Annotated in this window: 17 protein-coding genes; 15 read left to right on the top strand and 2 right to left on the bottom strand. The window is 56.7% G+C overall.

The window, feature by feature from the left end:
• Positions 1–41: 41 nt before the first annotated feature.
• From ACKXF7_RS12225 to ACKXF7_RS12205, 5 genes are all read left to right on the top strand, one after another.
• The gene (locus ACKXF7_RS12225) at positions 42–1,562 is read left to right on the top strand and encodes an SPOCS domain-containing protein (protein WP_423741446.1); all 1,521 of its coding nucleotides are present in this window, start codon (positions 42–44) and stop codon (positions 1,560–1,562) included.
• Between the two features lie 138 nt (positions 1,563–1,700).
• Positions 1,701–2,486: an AzlC family ABC transporter permease gene (locus ACKXF7_RS12220; RefSeq protein ID WP_423741445.1), complete on the top strand. Its 786-nt coding sequence runs from the start codon at positions 1,701–1,703 to the stop codon at positions 2,484–2,486.
• Complete coding sequence (locus ACKXF7_RS12215) at positions 2,476–2,781, top strand: AzlD domain-containing protein (RefSeq protein WP_423741444.1); 306 nt, start codon at positions 2,476–2,478, stop codon at positions 2,779–2,781. Before ACKXF7_RS12220 ends, ACKXF7_RS12215 begins: the two co-directional genes overlap by 11 nt.
• Before the next feature lie 81 nt (positions 2,782–2,862).
• The gene (locus tag ACKXF7_RS12210; RefSeq protein WP_348583514.1) at positions 2,863–3,705 is read left to right on the top strand and encodes an SDR family oxidoreductase; all 843 of its coding nucleotides are present in this window, start codon (positions 2,863–2,865) and stop codon (positions 3,703–3,705) included.
• A gap of 299 nt (positions 3,706–4,004) precedes the next feature.
• A complete protein-coding gene (locus tag ACKXF7_RS12205; RefSeq protein ID WP_249238705.1) occupies positions 4,005–5,354 on the top strand; it encodes a uracil-xanthine permease family protein in 1,350 nt (449 codons plus the stop codon).
• 3 nt (positions 5,355–5,357) lie between these two features.
• On the opposite strand, the gene ACKXF7_RS12200 is transcribed toward ACKXF7_RS12205, so the two are convergent.
• Positions 5,358–6,017 carry a nucleotidyltransferase family protein gene (locus ACKXF7_RS12200; protein WP_423741443.1) on the bottom strand — a complete coding sequence of 220 codons (660 nt, stop codon included), beginning with the start codon at positions 6,015–6,017 and terminating at the stop codon, positions 5,358–5,360.
• 97 nt (positions 6,018–6,114) lie between these two features.
• Here ACKXF7_RS12200 and ACKXF7_RS12195 point away from each other — a divergent pair, with 97 nt between their 5' ends.
• The 10 genes from ACKXF7_RS12195 to yqeB are packed head-to-tail and all read left to right on the top strand — an operon-like array spanning position 6,115 to position 15,314.
• Complete coding sequence (locus tag ACKXF7_RS12195; protein ID WP_423741442.1) at positions 6,115–6,918, top strand: FAD binding domain-containing protein; 804 nt, start codon at positions 6,115–6,117, stop codon at positions 6,916–6,918.
• Positions 6,919–7,389, top strand: coding sequence for a (2Fe-2S)-binding protein (locus ACKXF7_RS12190; protein ID WP_249236617.1), 471 nt, complete (start codon positions 6,919–6,921; stop codon positions 7,387–7,389).
• Positions 7,386–9,674: a xanthine dehydrogenase family protein molybdopterin-binding subunit gene (locus ACKXF7_RS12185; RefSeq protein ID WP_423741441.1), complete on the top strand. Its 2,289-nt coding sequence runs from the start codon at positions 7,386–7,388 to the stop codon at positions 9,672–9,674. Before ACKXF7_RS12190 ends, ACKXF7_RS12185 begins: the two co-directional genes overlap by 4 nt.
• 8 nt (positions 9,675–9,682) lie before the next feature.
• Positions 9,683–10,390, top strand: a complete 708-nt coding sequence (gene yqeC, locus ACKXF7_RS12180) for a selenium cofactor biosynthesis protein YqeC (protein ID WP_423741440.1) — start codon at positions 9,683–9,685, stop codon at positions 10,388–10,390.
• The gene (gene selD / locus ACKXF7_RS12175) at positions 10,387–11,421 is read left to right on the top strand and encodes a selenide, water dikinase SelD (protein ID WP_423741439.1); all 1,035 of its coding nucleotides are present in this window, start codon (positions 10,387–10,389) and stop codon (positions 11,419–11,421) included. Before yqeC ends, selD begins: the two co-directional genes overlap by 4 nt.
• 26 nt (positions 11,422–11,447) lie before the next feature.
• Positions 11,448–12,053, top strand: coding sequence for a sulfurtransferase-like selenium metabolism protein YedF (gene yedF, locus ACKXF7_RS12170; RefSeq protein ID WP_423741438.1), 606 nt, complete (start codon positions 11,448–11,450; stop codon positions 12,051–12,053).
• Complete coding sequence (locus tag ACKXF7_RS12165; RefSeq protein WP_423741437.1) at positions 12,050–13,192, top strand: aminotransferase class V-fold PLP-dependent enzyme; 1,143 nt, start codon at positions 12,050–12,052, stop codon at positions 13,190–13,192. The genes yedF and ACKXF7_RS12165 overlap by 4 nt, the downstream gene beginning before the upstream one ends.
• A gap of 1 nt (position 13,193) precedes the next feature.
• Positions 13,194–13,424: a DUF3343 domain-containing protein gene (locus ACKXF7_RS12160; RefSeq protein ID WP_339394867.1), complete on the top strand. Its 231-nt coding sequence runs from the start codon at positions 13,194–13,196 to the stop codon at positions 13,422–13,424.
• Positions 13,425–13,446: 22 nt separating this feature from the next.
• On the top strand, positions 13,447–14,502 hold the full coding sequence (locus tag ACKXF7_RS12155; protein WP_423741436.1) for an XdhC family protein: 1,056 nt from the start codon (positions 13,447–13,449) through the stop codon (positions 14,500–14,502).
• The gene (yqeB, locus tag ACKXF7_RS12150) at positions 14,499–15,314 is read left to right on the top strand and encodes a selenium-dependent molybdenum cofactor biosynthesis protein YqeB (protein ID WP_423741435.1); all 816 of its coding nucleotides are present in this window, start codon (positions 14,499–14,501) and stop codon (positions 15,312–15,314) included. Before ACKXF7_RS12155 ends, yqeB begins: the two co-directional genes overlap by 4 nt.
• A gap of 94 nt (positions 15,315–15,408) precedes the next feature.
• Here yqeB and ACKXF7_RS12145 read toward each other — a convergent pair whose 3' ends face one another.
• The gene (locus tag ACKXF7_RS12145) at positions 15,409–15,603 is read right to left on the bottom strand and encodes a DUF3873 family protein (RefSeq protein WP_249236626.1); all 195 of its coding nucleotides are present in this window, start codon (positions 15,601–15,603) and stop codon (positions 15,409–15,411) included.
• Positions 15,604–15,866: the final 263 nt, after the last annotated feature.

The following is a 15,866-nucleotide window of genomic DNA, read 5'->3' as shown; positions in this document are numbered from 1 at the left end:
TACCTTTCCAGTAGAAACGGACAGGGAAAGGAGCACACTGCATGGAACTGAAGATCTTTCGGGACACCCTGCCGCAGGCGGGCGCAAGCTGCACCGTGAAGGCAGAACTCCCGCTGGAAACCGAGATCCTGATCTCGGACTATCTGCCGCCGGTATTCAAGCTGGTCAAATGCTTTGCAAAACCGGTGGTGCTGCAGAAACAGCTGCAGCCCGGGCGGCTGACGCTGGAAGGCTATCTGCGCTGCACCGTGTTTTATCAGGGCGAGGATGGCGCAGGCCTATGCCAGACCGAACAGAAACTGCCCTTTACAAAACAGTTGGAAGTACCGGAATTTTCCTTCACCAGCTGGACGGCCATGGTGGAAGGCCAGACCGAATATCTTAACTGCCGGGCCGTGAACCCGCACCGCATTGAGGTGCGCGGAGCCTATGGTCTGGTGGCCACGCTTCATGCACAGGACAAGGCAGAGTTAATCACTGCGCTGGCGGACGGCGGCATTGAGCAGAAGCTGCAAACCCTGACCGGGGTGCGCAGTGCGGCGGTGCTGGAAAAACTGGTCACAGTAGAGGGAGAAATGGTGTTCGCAAAGCCTCCTGCCGCCATTCTGGATATTACCGGCACGGCATCTGTACGGGAGATAAAGCTTCTGGCGGGCAAGGCTGTTGTCAAGGGCGAGGTACGTGTCCAATGCGCCTGGCGCGCGGAAGGCGATAGCAGCCTGCAAAGTCAGGCGGCATCCCTGCCATTCAATCAGGTGGTAGATCTGGACGGCGTGGCCGAGGACTGCAAGTGCCTGTGTGTTTTGGAACCGGTTGGTTTTGCGCTGACGGAAGGGGAACAGGAAGCCGGTGGTCAGTTGACAGCCAGTGTGATGATGCATCTGCACGCATGGCGTTCTTGCCAGCTGCAGTACGTATCGGATGCGTTTTCCACCCGGTTTGAGACCACCGTCACGCCGCAGGAGCTGGTGGTGGAGGATCTTGCCTGCATGCTGAACGAGACGGCTTCCGCCACCGCTGCCGGATCTCTGCCGGATGCCGGTGCACAGCTCCGGGCCTGCTTTGTGGCCTACGGACCGGCACAGGTGGTTCCTTACCGGGACGGGTGGGCGTTTACCGTGCGTGCTGTTGCCACAGCCTTTGCAGAAAACAGCCTTGCCGAGCTGGAAAGTTACGAAAAAACGCTGGAGCTGGTCTTTCCGCTTGCGGTGGATGCACCACAGGGTGCACAGCTCAGCCCGGAGTGCTGGCTGAGCACTGAGAACATCCAGTGCAGCTGCACCGGCGGCACGCTGGAGGTCACAGTGACAGCCCGCGCAGAGGGAGCCATCCTTTGCCGCAGCACCCATCAGGGCATTGGCGGCGCGGAGTTGGGTGAGCCACTGACCGTGCCAGATCCGGAGATCGCACTGCGCATTTACTACGCGCAGGCCGGAGAAGAGCTTTTCGGCATTGCAAAACGGTTCCATGTGTCACCGGCACAGATGCTGGCCGCAAACGGTCTGGATGCAGGAACACAGACCCTGCCGCAGGCGATGCATTTTCTGGTGCCGGGCGCATAAATCGACGAAGAACGCTGCCTTTTCAGGCGGCGTTCTCTTTTTATGCCGAAAAGAAAGTGAAAAAGCCCTTTCTTCTCTGTGTGCGGGAGAGTATAATAAGAAGCGGTGTTTGAAATAGGAAAGGAGTTAAAAACAAAGATGAATTCCAAAAGTAAGCTCCTTGACCCGGAGCTTGTCAATGCAGAAAGGCCGGTTTGGGCTTTCAGCAAAAAGATCTTCTGTGAGGGCATGCGGGATGGCGTGCCCATCGCACTGGGATATTTTGCAGTCTCCTTCTCGCTGGGCATTGCAGCCCGCCGAGCGGGATTCACCCCATTTCAGGGCTTTTTGGTCAGCCTGCTGAACAACGCTTCGGCCGGTGAGTATGCGGCGTTCGCCATCATCATGGCAAACGCAACCTATCTGGAAGTAGCAGTCATTACCCTGATCGCAAATGCACGCTATCTGCTCATGAGCTGCGCGCTGGCCCAGCGCTTTGCACCGGGCACGCCCTTCTGGCACAGGCTTGTCATCGGCTATGATGTGACAGACGAGCTTTTTGGCATCACCATTGCACGGCCCGGCAGCCTGAACCCATATTATACTTACGGTGCCATTCTGCTGGCTGCTCCCGCATGGGCCATCGGTACGGCACTGGGCATCATTGCGGGCAATCTGCTGCCGCTGCGGGCTGTCAGTGCGCTGAGCGTTGCCCTTTACGGCATGTTCCTTGCCATCATCATTCCTCCGGCGCGTAAGAGCAGGGTGGTAGCTGCACTTGTGGCCATCAGCTTTGCGCTGAGCTTTCTGTGCAATTACCTGCCGGGAATATCCGCTCTCTCGGAAGGCACCCGTACCATTCTGCTCACCGTGCTGATCTCCGGTACAGCGGCGGTGCTTTTTCCGGTAAATCCAGACGAGCAGGAGGCAGAGCATGACGCATAACAATTACATCTATATTGCTGTGATGGCGCTGGTGTCCTACACCATCCGCATCCTGCCGCTCACACTGATCCGCAAGCCCATCAAAAACCGCTTTATTCAGTCGTTTCTGTATTATGTGCCCTATGTGACGCTGGCGGTCATGACCTTCCCAGCCATTGTCAACGCGACCCAGAACCCGGCTGCCGGTGCCATGGCGCTGGTGGCCGGCATTGCGGCTGCATGGCTCGGTGCAAGCCTGTTTCAGGTATCGGTGATCTGTTGTGCCGTTGTGTTCGTGCTGGAGCTGTTCCTTTAAAACTTCTGTGCCCGGAGGCATCGTGCCGCCGGGCGTTTTTTGTGCTGGGTTCACATTCTCAAAACGAAAGGAAAGATGACGATGAAAAGGGTTCTGATCACAGGTGCAGGCGGCTTTGTGGGCTCTCGTGTATTACAACAGTGGCAGGGAAAATACGAACTTTGCACTTTCCCTAAGGGCTTTCTGTGCACCGCCACCGAAACGGAAGTCCTTACGCAGACGAGGGCGCGGGATCCGGACGTGATCCTGCACACTGCTGCGCTTTCCGATACCGGATACTGCGCACAGCATCCGGCAGAAGCTTACCGTGCCAATGTTGAGCTGCCGGTCTGGCTGGCACGGGCCGCGCAGCAGACGAAGGCAAAGCTGGTGGCATTCAGCTCAGATCAGGTCTATGCGGGAACGAAGCAGCAGGGCCCGTTGTCAGAAGCGTTGGATCTGCATCCGACAAACATTTATGGCCAGTATAAATTGGAAGCAGAGCAGCGCGTGCTGGAGCTCTGCCCGGACTCGGTCCATCTGCGTGCCAGTTGGATGTATGACCTGCCCGGCTATGGGCTGCCCATCCGGGGCAATCTGCCGCTGAATCTTCTGCGTGCCGCGCTGAAGGGGGAGGCTGTTCGTTTCTCCCGGAACGACTTCCGCGGCGTGACCTATGTGCGGCAGGTGATCGAAAATCTGGAACCCGCCATGGACCTGCCCGGCGGCGTATACAATTTTGGCAGCGGAAATGCAGAGGACATGGTGTGCACGGCCCGGCAGTTTGCCAAAGCACTGGGCATTACCGTAAAGATCGCCGAAGAAAGCTGGGAGCGGAACCTTGTGATGGACGCTGCAAAGCTGGAGCGTTCCGGCATCCGGTTTGCTGCCACGCAGCAGGGGATCCGGTGCTGCCTGCAGGATTACGGACTTTCGGATCTGTAAAATTTCCATATCGCACAAAAATCAAATAAAACGGAACAAAAAAGCAGGAGTTCTGCGCGAAATTTTTCCGACCAAAGCGGAAAAAGCGCACAAAACGCCCTGCTTTTTGTGTTTCTCAGCGGGAAACAGCCGTTCATGGAAAAGTCATACTTAATTTACAAGAATTCACAGTTTTGCTATAATAAATCCGCTTTTTTGGTAAAGCAGTCGAAAAGAATGATTTTTGTCAAGATTTGAGGAGAGTGGAACATTTGAAGGAAGTCAAGCTCGAAGAGTCGGCGTATCAGTTCGACGCAAAAATGTCCCTGAAACAGGCGATCCCGCTGGGTCTGCAGCATGTCTGCGCCATGTTTGTGGGCAACCTGACCCCGCTGCTGATCATCACCAGTGCCTGCGGCATTGCGGGTGGTGAGTTCGCAGATCTGCAGGTCACGCTGCTGCAAAGTGCCATGTTCGTGGCCGGCGTGGTCACGCTGGTGCAGCTGTTCACCATCGGCCCCGTGGGCGGTGGCGTGCCCATCATCATGGGTACCAGTTCCGGCTTTATTGGCGTGTTCAACAGTGTTGTCGGCAGTATGGGCGGCGGTGTGCTGGCCTATGGTGCCATTATGGGTGCATCCATCATCGGCGGCATTTTTGAAAGCGTGTTGGGCTTCTTCCTCAAGCCCCTGCGCAAGTTCTTCCCGCCGGTCGTCACCGGTACGGTTGTGCTTTCCATCGGTCTTTCGCTGATCTCGGTGGGTATCAATTCCTTTGGCGGCGGCAACAGCGCAAAAGACTTCGGCTCCATGGAAAATCTGCTGCTGGCCCTGTTCGTTCTGGTGGTCATTCTGATCTTCAAGCATTGGACCACGGGCTTCCTCAGCTCTTCCGCGATTCTGATCGGCATTCTGGCCGGTTACGTTGCGGCCTTTGTCATGGGTCTGGTGCTGCCCACCACCGGTGTCACTGCCGATGGTGTAGAGTTTACCAAGGCATGGGTGCTCAACTGGAATAAAGTGGCACAGGCCTCCTGGTTTGCCATTCCCAAACTGATGCCGGTCAAGATCGTATTTGACATGCGCGCCATTATGCCGGTGATGATCATGTTCGTTGTTACCGCTGTTGAGACTGTGGGCGATATCTCCGGTGTCATGGAGGGCGGCATGAATCGTGAACCCACCGATAAAGAGCTGTCCGGCGGTGTGATTTGTGACGGTCTGGGCTCCTCCTTTGCGGCTTTGTTCGGCGTACTGCCTAACACTTCCTTCAGCCAGAACGTGGGTCTGGTGGCCATGACCAAAGTGGTCAACCGCATGGCTCTGGCCTCCGGTGCCATCTTCCTGATCCTGTGTGGCCTGATCCCCAAGCTCGGCGCACTGATCTCCATTATGCCGCAGGCCGTTCTGGGCGGTGCTGCCGTTATGATGTTCTCTTCCATCGTGGTCAGCGGCATCCAGCTCATCACCAAGGAAAAGATGACCCCGCGTCAGCTTACCATCGTCTCGGTGGCTCTGGGTGTTGGCTACGGCATGGGTGCCAATAGCGGCATTCTGGCACAGGCTCCGCACGCTTTCCAGCTGATCTGCGGCGAGTCCGGCATCGTTCCGGCTGCGTTTGTGGCGATCCTGCTGAATGTGCTGCTGCCGAAGGATGACAAGGCAGTATAAAGCTCAAAGCTTCTGCCGGGCCAGTGCTTCCAATTGTGCCAGTGCTTCGGGCGTGTCGGCGTCGGCCAGTTCATTCCGATCCGCAATGTAAACGGTGTGAACATGTGCGGGATATTTCCGAAGCAGAACGCTGCCGCCCATGCCCTGCGGCAAGGTGAGCAGTTCCTGAAAAAGTCCTTTTTCAAACAGAACGGGGCTTCCGGTAAGGGGAGACGGGTCGTTACGGACCCGGAATCCCAGACGGAAGATCTCCCGTTCTGTTTCTTTTTGCCGTTCCAGCCGAGTCCCGTGGTCCCGCCCAGAGATGCCTGCCATGGCTTCCACTGTCTTGCGGCACAAAAGTGGCTGGTCTCCCGGCAGGAACATGCAGCCAAAAAGCTCCGGCACCTGTTCCAGCAGCGCGGAAAGTCCCAGCCGTACCGTATCGTTTCGGTCGGGCAGATCGTGCAGCAGCACCGGAACATTGCGGGAGCGGCAAAGCTGCGCAACTTCGTCCGAGCGTGTCACCACGATGCGGGCCGAAAGTTTTGGAGTATCGGTCGCCGCAAATGCGCGGCAAAGCATCGGTTCCCCGCAGAAATCTGCCAGCAACTTGTTGGAACCAAAACGGCGGCTTGCCCCGGACGCCATGATGACACAGCCCACCGAAAGAAGTTCTTTCATATAGTACCACTCCTTCTGAAACGAATTGACAATAGTATTATATCGAAATCTGTGTTAAAATAAAAGAACAGAGAAAAAAAGAGAGGAACCTGCAGCTATGATGACGATCCGAGAATATAAGCGGGCCGAAACTCTGGAAGAAGCGTGGCAGCTGAACCAGAAAAAGGCCAACCGTGTGCTGGGCGGCATGATCTGGCTCAAAATGGAGAACATCAATGTCGGCACAGCCATCGACCTGTCCGGTCTGGGACTGGACACCATAGAGGAGACCGAGGACAGTTTTTCCATCGGTGCTATGGTCACACTGCGGCAGCTGGAAGAGCACCCCGGCCTTGCCGCCTATACCCGCGGCGCAGTAAAAGAAGCGCTGCGGCATATCGTGGGCGTGCAGCTGCGCAATCTGGCCACTGTGGGCGGCAGCATCTACAGCCGATTCGGCTTTTCCGATGTGCTCACACTGTTTATGGCCATGGATTGTTCGGTAGAGCTGTACAAGGGTGGCATCGTGTCCCTGCGGGAGTACGCCGAGCGTCCCTATGACCGGGACATCCTTGTGCGGCTGATCGTCAAAAAGGAAAACGCGGAGTTTTTCTATCAGTCTGTGCGCAACAGCCAGACCGATATCCCGGTGCTCACCTGTGCCGCCGCCCGTCTTGCAGATGGGTGCTACCGCATTGCGATCGGCGCGCGCCCGCTTAAAGCGGTGCTGTATGAGTTCCCGGCGGAAAACGGTGTGCCTGCACAGGAGCTGGCGCTGAAATGCGCCGATGCAGTAAAGAACGATATCATTACCGGCTCCAATATGCGTGGCAGTGCGGAATATCGCCGCCATCTGGCGGGCGTTCTGACAAAGCGTGCTGTTGTGGAGCTGGAAGCACGCACGGCACAGGAGGAAAATTAAATGCAGATCACTCTTACATTGAACGGCGTCAAGGTCACAGAGGATGTGGCCGCAGATATGCTGCTGATCGATTTTGTACGTGCCCACGGCTGCAAGAGCGTCAAGCGCGGCTGTGAGACTTCCAACTGCGGTCTGTGCACGGTGTTTCTGGACGAGAAACCGGTGCTGTCCTGCTCGGTGCTGGCAGCACGTGCCAGCGGCCACAGCATTACCACACTGGAAGGCCTGCAGGAAGAAGCAGCGGAGTTTGGCGGTTTTATCGCGGATCAGGGCGCAGAGCAGTGCGGCTTCTGCAACCCGGGCTTTATCATGAATGCACTGGCCCTCTTCCGCGAGAATCCGTACCCCAGTGAGGAAGAGGTCAAGGAATATCTCTCCGGCAACCTCTGCCGCTGCTCTGGCTATGAGGGCCAGCTGCGCGGCATCATGAACTTTCTGGCATGGAAAAAGCAGAAGGAGGCCGCAGAATGAGTACCATCAATAAACCCTTCCGTAAAAAGGATGCGATGCAGCTGGTCACCGGCCAGCCCGTTTATATGGATGATGTGATCCCGCAGGACTGCCTGACCGTGAAGCTGCTGCGCTCTCCGCACGCGAATGCCATCGTCAAAACCATCAACACCGCTGTGGCAAAAAAAGTGCCCGGGATTGAAGCAATCTTTACATGGGAGGATGTGCCGCAGGATGCGCCGCGCTACACGCAGGCAGGCCAGACCTATCCGGAAGCCAGTCCTCATGACCGCCTGCTCATCGACCGCCATGTGCGCTTTGTGGGCGATGTGGTGGCCATCGTGGCCGGCAAAGACGAAAAGTGCGTGGATAAGGCCCTCAAGCTCATCAAGGTGGAATATGAGGTTTTGGAAGCAGTGCTGGACTATCACACTGCCAAGGACAACCCCATTCTGGTGCATCCGGAGGACAACTGGGCCAGTCTGTGCCCGGTGGGAGCCGATAACAAGCGCAATCTCTGCGCCCATGACGAATGCGGAGACGGCGATATCGACGCAGTGCTTGCAGCCAGCGATGTGGTCATCGACCATGTATACCACACCAAGGCCTGCCAGCAGGCCATGATGGAGACCTTCCGCACTTACTGCTCGATCGACACCTATGGACGCCTGAACGTGCTCAGCTCCACCCAGATCGTATTCCATGCACGGCGCAATATTGCAAACGCACTGCATATTCCCAAAAGCATGGTGCGCGTGGCAAAGCCCCGCATTGGCGGCGGCTTTGGCGCAAAGCAGACAGCGGTCAGTGAAGTATATCCGGCTTTTGTAACATGGAAGACCAAAAAGCCCTCCAAGATCATTTTCAGTCGTGTGGAAAGCCAGACGGCCTCTTCGCCTCGTCATGAAATGGAGGTCCATGTGCGGCTGGGTGCTACGAAGGACGGCATTGTGAAGGGTATCGATCTGTACACCCTTTCCAATACCGGCGCCTACGGCGAGCACGGCCCCACAACGGTAGGCCTTTCCGGCCACAAATCCATCCCACTGTACGGCAAGGCAGAGGCTTTCCGCTTTATCAGTGATGTGGTGTATACGAACCACATGTCTGCCGGTGCTTACCGCGGCTATGGTGCAACGCAGGGCCTGTTTGCGGTAGAATCTGCCGTCAATGAGCTGGCCCACAAGCTGAACATGGATCCCTTTGAGCTGCGTTTGAAAAACACCGTGCAGGAGGGCGATGTGATGCCTGCCTATTATGGCGCCGTCAATACCAGCTGTGCACTGGATCGCTGCCTTGTCAAGGTGCGGGATATGATCGACTGGGAGCACAAGTATCCTGCCCGTGATATGGGCAACGGCAAGGTGCGCGCTGTCGGTATGGGCATGGCGATGCAGGGCTCCGGCATTTCCGGCATGGATGTGGGCAGTGCCACCCTGAAACTGAATGACGACGGCTTCTATACCCTGATGATCGGTGCGGCCGACATGGGCACCGGCTGTGACACTACACTGGCGCAGATCGCTGCCGAGGTTCTGGACTGCCCGCTGGACAATATCACGGTCTTTGGAGCCGATACGGATACCTCGCCCTATGACTCTGGCTCCTATGCGTCCAGCACCACTTATGTTACCGGCAAGGCCACTGAAAAATGTGCCATGAAGCTGCGCACTCAGATCTGCAGGCTGGGCGCAGAGCTGTTGGGATGTGCTGAGGACGAGGTGGAATTTGACGGCAGGGATGTTTTTATGAGCAAGGACCCTGCACAGAAAAAAACGTTGTCGGAGATTGCGTATGCTTCTCAGTTCGGCCACATGGTACCGCTGGAAGCCACCGAAACGCATACTTCGCCTTTGTCGCCGCCGCCGTTCATGGTTGGTGCTGCTGAGGTGGAAGTGGATACCGAGACCGGTGAAGTAAAGCTGTTGGAGTTTGATGCCTGTGTGGACTGCGGTACGCCTATCAACCCGAACCTGACCCGTGTGCAGACCGAAGGCGGACTGCTGCAGGGCATCGGCATGACTTTGACCGAAAACATTACCTACGATAAGAATGGCTATCCGCAGGAAAACTCGCTGTTCCAGTACAAGATCCCTGCCCGTACCGATGTGGGAAAACTCAAGGTGGAGTTTGAGAGCAGCTACGAACCCAACGGTCCCTTTGGCGCAAAGTCCATCGGCGAGGTCGTCATCAATACGCCGCTGCCGGCCATTTCCGATGCGATCTATAATGCCATTGGTACCCGGTTCTATGAGCTGCCCATTACGCCGGAACAGATCGCCATGGCTGTTGCCAAAAAAGAGTAAGCGTTTGTATGCCGATTGAAAATGACTTTCCGTTTCTGACGGAAAAAGGCCACATTGTATCGTTTGTGGGCGGCGGCGGCAAAACGACACTGATGTACGCCATGGCTGCGCACTGTGTCCGTAAGAACTGGCATGTGCTGGTGACCACCACCACCCATATCATGCGGCCGCCCGGCGCTGTCTGGGCGCGGACGGACGCGGACCTTTTCCGTCTGTGGGAACACGGCAGCTATGCCGTTGCCGGAACGGCGGCTCCCGGCGGGAAAATGACAACTCCGCCGCAGAAACAGCTGGAGCATTGGATGCAGCTGGCCGATATTGTTCTCATCGAAGCGGATGGTTCCAGACGGATGCCCTGCAAGGCCCCGGCTGCACATGAGCCGGTGCTCTTGCCGCAGTGCGATATCGTGCTTGCGGTTGCAGGCGTTTCTGCACTGGGGGAATCACTGGAAAAAGGATGCTTCCGGGCAGAACTGGCACAGCAGATTTTGCGTGTCCCGGGAAATGCTGTACTGACGCCAACACTGCTGGCAAAGTTGCTTGTCAGCGAGTCCGGGGGGAAGAAAGCGGTGGGGGAGCGCAGCTTTTATGCAGTGCTCAATCAGGTGGACACCGAAGAGCAGGCCGCGTTGGCCTGCCAGACCGCCGATATCCTGAAAAAGCGTTACGGCGTGCCTTGCATTCTGACGCATTTTGAAAAAGGAGAGCGTGCATGAGCAAAGAAGAAAAAATCGTGTTCTGTACCGGCGGCGGATGCACTGCAAAGCTGGGAGCAGGTGTACTGAGCCGCATTCTGGAAAAACTGCCGCGCGGGGAAAAAGACCCGAACCTGCTGGTGGGCTACGACAGCCGGGATGACGCCGCCGTGTACCGCATAACAGATGATATTGCGCTGGTGCAGACGGTGGACTTTTTTCCGCCAATGGTGGACGACCCTTATACCTTCGGGCAGATCGCTGCTGCCAATGCCTTGAGTGATATCTATGCCATGGGAGGCGAGGTAAAAACTGCGCTGAATCTGGTCTGCTTTCCTGAAAATATGGATCTGAACATTCTGGGGGAGATCCTGCGCGGTGGTGCAGAAAAAGTTGCCGAAGCAGGAGGAAGCCTGGCAGGCGGTCATTCCATTGCCGATACAGGCGTAAAATATGGTCTGTCCGTCACCGGTCTTGTGAACCCCAAAAAGATGTATACCAATGATTCCGGCCAGCCCGGCGACAAATTGATCCTGACAAAAGCTCTGGGTGTAGGTCTGCTCTGCACGGCAAACCGCGTAGGCGAAGCCGCTCCGGAACATATGGCAGGTGCCATCGCGTCCATGACGACGCTGAACAAAACAGCTGCTGAGATCAGCCGCCGCTATTCTGTTCACGCTGCTACTGATGTGACAGGATTCAGCTTTCTGGGCCATCTGCATGAAATGATGGGAGGAAAGCTTTCCTGCGTCATTGATGCACGGTCGATTCCTGTCCTTCCGGGGGCTGAAAAGGCGGCAGACGAGTTTCTGTACACTGCCGCCGGGCAGCGCAACCGCAACCACACCGGGCCCTATGTCACATTTGAAGATCTGCCCTTTGCCATGGAGGAAGTGTTGTTCGACCCTCAGACCTCCGGCGGCCTGCTGCTGGCTGCTGCATCGGAAGATGCATCTGCGCTGGAAGCAGAGCTGCAGGTGGCCGGTCTGCCTGCAAAGATCGTGGGGGAGATCATTTCTAAAACGGAACACGAAATTACCGTAAAATATTAAAAATATCAGTGGAGGACAAAAAAACGATGCTGAAAGTAGATGCCCGCGGTGATGCCTGCCCGCTGCCTGTTGTAAAGGCAAAAAAAGCGATTGCTGAGCTGAAAGGTGCCGGTGAGGTGGAAGTGCTGGTGGATAACGAGATCGCCGTGCAGAACCTGACCAAGATGGCCCAGCAGAAGGGCTATCAGTACAGTGCTGAAAAGCTGGCGGAGCAGGAATACCGTGTGCTGTTCACAGTGGGGAACGCTGCGGAAGCACCGACCGAGGAAGTGCCTGTCTGTGCACCGGATCTCCGCACCGATACAGTGGTGGCTGTCAGCTCAGATAAAATGGGCGCAGGCTCGGAAGAGCTGGGCAGGGCCCTGCTCAAGGCCTTTGTGTTTGCGCTCACTCAGCAGGACAAGCTGCCCAAAACGATCCTGTTTTACAATGGCGGCGCAGCCCTTACCTGTGAGGGCTCGCCTATGTTGGAAGACCTGAAGGCACTGGAGGCACAGGGCGTGGAGATCATGACCTGCGGGACCTGTCTGAATTTCTATGGCCTGACGGAAAAGCTGGCTGTTGGCAGCGTGACCAACATGTATGTGATCGTGGAAAAGCTGACGCAGGCAGGCAATGTGGTGAAGCCGTGATCTATCTGGATAATGCTGCTACCACTTTGCACAAACCGCCGCAGGTGGAGCAAGCCATGCTGGATGCTCTGCGCACAGCAGGCAACCCGGGCAGAGGTGCCCACGAACCCACCCTGCACGCAAGCCGCCTTGTCTATGCAGCACGGTGCGCAATATCAAGGCTTTTGAACGCACCGGACCCATCCTGCATCGCGTTTGCAGCGAACGCCACTCAGGCGCTGAATACGGCGCTGGGCGGGCTGTTCGCGCCGGGAGACCACATCATCACGACAGTTTGTGAGCACAACTCCGTTCTGCGGGCGCTCTACCGTTTGCGGGATCAGGAGGGGGTTCAGCTCAGTTTTGCCGGGGTGGACGAGAAAGGACGCCTGCAATATGACGGCTGGCAAGGGTTGATCCAGCCTAATACGAAGGCGGTCGTTGTTACGTGCGCTTCCAATGTGACGGGCAATGGCACCGACCTTGCCCGGGTCTCAGAGTTTGCACACCGGAACGGCTTGCTTCTGATCGTGGATGCTGCTCAGACAGCCGGGGCTCAGCCTGTAGATGTGCAGGCACTGGACATTGACGTGCTGTGCTTTACCGGTCACAAGGCACTGCTTGGCCCGCAGGGAACAGGCGGCCTGTATGTGCGTCCGGGACTTTCTGTCCGTCCGCTGGTAGTGGGTGGAAGCGGTGTGCACAGTTTCGATGAGCGTCATCCGGCACAGATGCCCACTGCGCTGGAAGCGGGCACCCTCAATGTTCCGGGTCTGGCGGGCCTGTGTTCCGGTGTGGAGTGGATCCTGGCTCAGGGCGTGGAAACGCTGTGTGCGCAGGAATCTGCGTTGGCAGCACTTTTTTATGAGCGCATCCGTGATCTGCCGAATATAACGCTTTACGGTGACCCGGAAATGGCACCGCGCGCCCCCATTGTTGCACTCAATATCGGAAACGAGGATTCGGCCCGTATTGCGGACATCCTGTGGGAGGACTACGGCATCTGCGTACGTGCTGGTGCGCATTGTGCGCCGCTGATGCATAAAGCTCTTGGCACCGTCCGGCAGGGCGTGGTACGGTTCAGCTTTTCGCACTTCAATACCGAGGCAGAGGTGCTTTTGGCTGCAGGTGCGGTACGCGAGCTTGCGCAGGAGTTATGACATGCGTGTAAGAAAGACTTATATCGTGCTCTCGTTCCGCACTACGCTGCAGGCAATGGAATGGGAGAAGCAGTGCCTTGCAGCAGGCGTTCCGGGCAGACTGATCCCACTGCCGCGCGAAATATCCGCGGGCTGCGGTCTTGCATGGCGGATGCTGCCGGAAGAGTTTGAGCAATGGCAGCACAGGCTGGATGCAGCTGGGTATGACCGTGCAGCAGCGGTGGAACAATAAGAGCAAAACAGGAGAATGACACATGAGCAAAACACCGCTTTATAAGATGCTTCAGGACGTTCCGTCCTCAGGCGGCTGGACACTGGCGACCCTGCTGGACGGCAGCGTTTCCGGCAGTCAGCTGCTTTTGCAGGCGGGTAAACCGGTATGGCAGGCAGGCCCGGCTGACTTTATGCGCAGAGATCTGTCCGGATTGCAGAGCTGCACCGCCACGGGTGTACAGCTGATCGAGGGACAGCATGTATTTGTGGAGCGCTTTGGTGCAGTACCTCAGCTGGTCGTCTGCGGCGGTGGTCATGTGGCAGCTGCAACGGTACGGCTTGCCAGCCTGCTGGGTCTGCCGGTCCTTGCGATAGACGACCGCGAAGAATACGCACAGCAGCTGCGGGATGCCGGAGCCGATACTGTGCTCTGCCTGCCGTTTGAACAGGCGTTGAAGCAGGTGCCCGGCAGCGCGGAAACTTATTTTATTGTCGTTACACGCGCACATGCTTTTGACATGATCTGCCTTGAGCAGATCCTGCGAAAGCCTGCGGCCTATGTTGGGATGATGGGCAGCCGGGGACGTTCTGCACTGGTGCGCCGTCAGCTGCTGGAAAAGGGGCTTGAGGAAAAGCGGGTGGAAGCCTTGTATGCGCCCATTGGGCTGTCCATCGGGTCTCAGACGGCAGAGGAGATCGCACTGTCTATTCTGGCACAGGTCGTTTCGATCAAGAACGCCCGCTCACAGACCGAGGGATTTTCTTCCGCAATTCTGGATGCAATGGCTCAGGCAGACCACACGGGACAGCGGACTGTGCTGGCTGTGATCACGGCACGGCATGGCTCCACTCCCAGAGAAGCGGGGGCAAAAATGCTGGTCCTTGCGGACGGCACGGTCGTTGGCAGCGTGGGCGGCGGTATTATGGAGCACCGCACGATTCTGGCCGCGCAGGAAATGCTGGCGGGAAATACTCCGGCACAGCAGCTGATGCATTTTTCGGCAGATGGAAAAGACGAAGACGCTGCAGCCGCTGCCTGCGGCGGTTCGATGGAAATATGGTTGGCCATTCTGCAGGCAGGAGAGGAGCTTAAATGAAACAGGATGCATTGATCCTTGTGCGCGGCGGCGGCGATCTTGCCACTGGTACGATCCACCGCTTGTGGTCTGCCGGTCTGCGTGTCCTTGTACTGGAAACAGAGCACCCGGCGGCGATCCGGCGGCAGGTCTCGCTGTGTGAGGCAGTCTATGAAGGTGAAGCAACCGTGGAAGGTCTGCGTGCTGTGCGCATTGAAGCGCTGGCGCAGGCAGAAGAGGTCTGGAACCAGAATGCGGTTCCTGTTTTGGTAGACCCGAAAGGCGAGAGTATTGCACAGGCAAGACCGGATGTTCTGGTGGATGCGATCCTTGCAAAGAAAAATCTCGGCACTGCCCGGGATATGGCACCCCTTACCATTGCGCTTGGCCCGGGCTTCACTGCCGGGCAGGACGTGGATGCAGTAGTGGAAACAAAACGAGGCCATCGGCTGGGACGTATCATCTGGGAGGGTTCAGCCATTGCCAACACCGGCATCCCGGGGATCATCGGAGGCTATGGCAAAGAGCGCGTGATCCATGCCGCTGCAGCGGGTGTGTTTGAGGATGTACGCAGGATCGGCGATATTGTAGCAGAAGGAGAGACCATCGCTCAGATCAGAACGGCAGATGGAACCATCACTCCTGTGACCACACAGATCACAGGCATTCTTCGCGGACTGTTGCGCAGCGGCTACCCGGTAACGTCCGGCTTCAAAGTAGCAGACGTAGACCCGCGCAAAGAGGAACTCTCTAATTGCTTTTTGATCTCAGATAAAGCTCGCTGCATTGCGGGCAGCGTGCTGGAACTGGTTTGTGCCCAGCTGTGGAAATAACTGAAAAGAGAAAAACCTCCGCTTCCCGGCGGTGTCACCAGCAGGGAAGCAGAGGCTTTTCTTTGTTTACAGACGCTATCAAAAATTCCGAAATTCAATTGCGATAACAGCGATCCTGACCAACCAGCCAGTCCTCGCACAGGCGCTGCGCTTCTTCCAGACTGCGGCTTTCACAATCAAAGAAAGCACCGCGCATCGAGCAGTAAGAATAATGGACACGGGGAGCACCATTGGCATCCTTAAAGCGTTCACAGCGTTCCTGTCCGGGCATCAGAAAAAGTTGTTCCATAGTCCATTCTCCTTTTTTGCAGCGATCAGCGGTAAGCACACAACGCTTGCTATTGTAGCACGGCAGGAGAGAATATGCCATTGCCGTTTTGCCCAAAGATTCGCTGCTTTTTTCTCCCGGATGTCACTTGACAACGTAGGAACGCAGTTTGCCGACACACGAACCACCGACTGCATATCCGTGCGGCCGGCGGTCACTGTTTTGGGCTGCAAATAAAGAGAACCGGCACATCATCTGGCTGTGCTGCGAGAGGCTCCATGGAA

Source organism: Faecalibacterium sp. 7 (assembly GCF_049562865.1).
GTDB lineage: Bacteria > Bacillota > Clostridia > Oscillospirales > Ruminococcaceae > Faecalibacterium > Faecalibacterium wellingii.
Note: the sequence above shows the minus strand (reverse complement) of the source record. Positions and strands in the feature narration are given on the sequence as shown.

What these genes read in the sequence shown, in the direction of transcription:
- ACKXF7_RS12185 (WP_423741441.1), top strand. Translation starts at nt 7,386, where the DNA reads ATGAGTACCATCAATAAACCCTTCCGTAAAAAGGATGCGATGCAGCTG.
- yqeB (WP_423741435.1), top strand. Translation starts at nt 14,499, where the DNA reads ATGAAACAGGATGCATTGATCCTTGTGCGCGGCGGCGGCGATCTTGCC.
- selD (WP_423741439.1), top strand. Translation starts at nt 10,387, where the DNA reads ATGAGCAAAGAAGAAAAAATCGTGTTCTGTACCGGCGGCGGATGCACT.
- ACKXF7_RS12225 (WP_423741446.1), top strand. Translation starts at nt 42, where the DNA reads ATGGAACTGAAGATCTTTCGGGACACCCTGCCGCAGGCGGGCGCAAGC.
- ACKXF7_RS12190 (WP_249236617.1), top strand. Translation starts at nt 6,919, where the DNA reads ATGCAGATCACTCTTACATTGAACGGCGTCAAGGTCACAGAGGATGTG.
- ACKXF7_RS12220 (WP_423741445.1), top strand. Translation starts at nt 1,701, where the DNA reads ATGAATTCCAAAAGTAAGCTCCTTGACCCGGAGCTTGTCAATGCAGAA.
- ACKXF7_RS12160 (WP_339394867.1), top strand. Translation starts at nt 13,194, where the DNA reads ATGCGTGTAAGAAAGACTTATATCGTGCTCTCGTTCCGCACTACGCTG.
- yedF (WP_423741438.1), top strand. Translation starts at nt 11,448, where the DNA reads ATGCTGAAAGTAGATGCCCGCGGTGATGCCTGCCCGCTGCCTGTTGTA.
- ACKXF7_RS12155 (WP_423741436.1), top strand. Translation starts at nt 13,447, where the DNA reads ATGAGCAAAACACCGCTTTATAAGATGCTTCAGGACGTTCCGTCCTCA.
- yqeC (WP_423741440.1), top strand. Translation starts at nt 9,683, where the DNA reads ATGCCGATTGAAAATGACTTTCCGTTTCTGACGGAAAAAGGCCACATT.
- ACKXF7_RS12215 (WP_423741444.1), top strand. Translation starts at nt 2,476, where the DNA reads ATGACGCATAACAATTACATCTATATTGCTGTGATGGCGCTGGTGTCC.
- ACKXF7_RS12200 (WP_423741443.1), bottom strand. Translation starts at nt 6,017, where the DNA reads ATGAAAGAACTTCTTTCGGTGGGCTGTGTCATCATGGCGTCCGGGGCA.
- ACKXF7_RS12210 (WP_348583514.1), top strand. Translation starts at nt 2,863, where the DNA reads ATGAAAAGGGTTCTGATCACAGGTGCAGGCGGCTTTGTGGGCTCTCGT.
- ACKXF7_RS12205 (WP_249238705.1), top strand. Translation starts at nt 4,005, where the DNA reads ATGTCCCTGAAACAGGCGATCCCGCTGGGTCTGCAGCATGTCTGCGCC.
- ACKXF7_RS12195 (WP_423741442.1), top strand. Translation starts at nt 6,115, where the DNA reads ATGATGACGATCCGAGAATATAAGCGGGCCGAAACTCTGGAAGAAGCG.
- ACKXF7_RS12145 (WP_249236626.1), bottom strand. Translation starts at nt 15,603, where the DNA reads ATGGAACAACTTTTTCTGATGCCCGGACAGGAACGCTGTGAACGCTTT.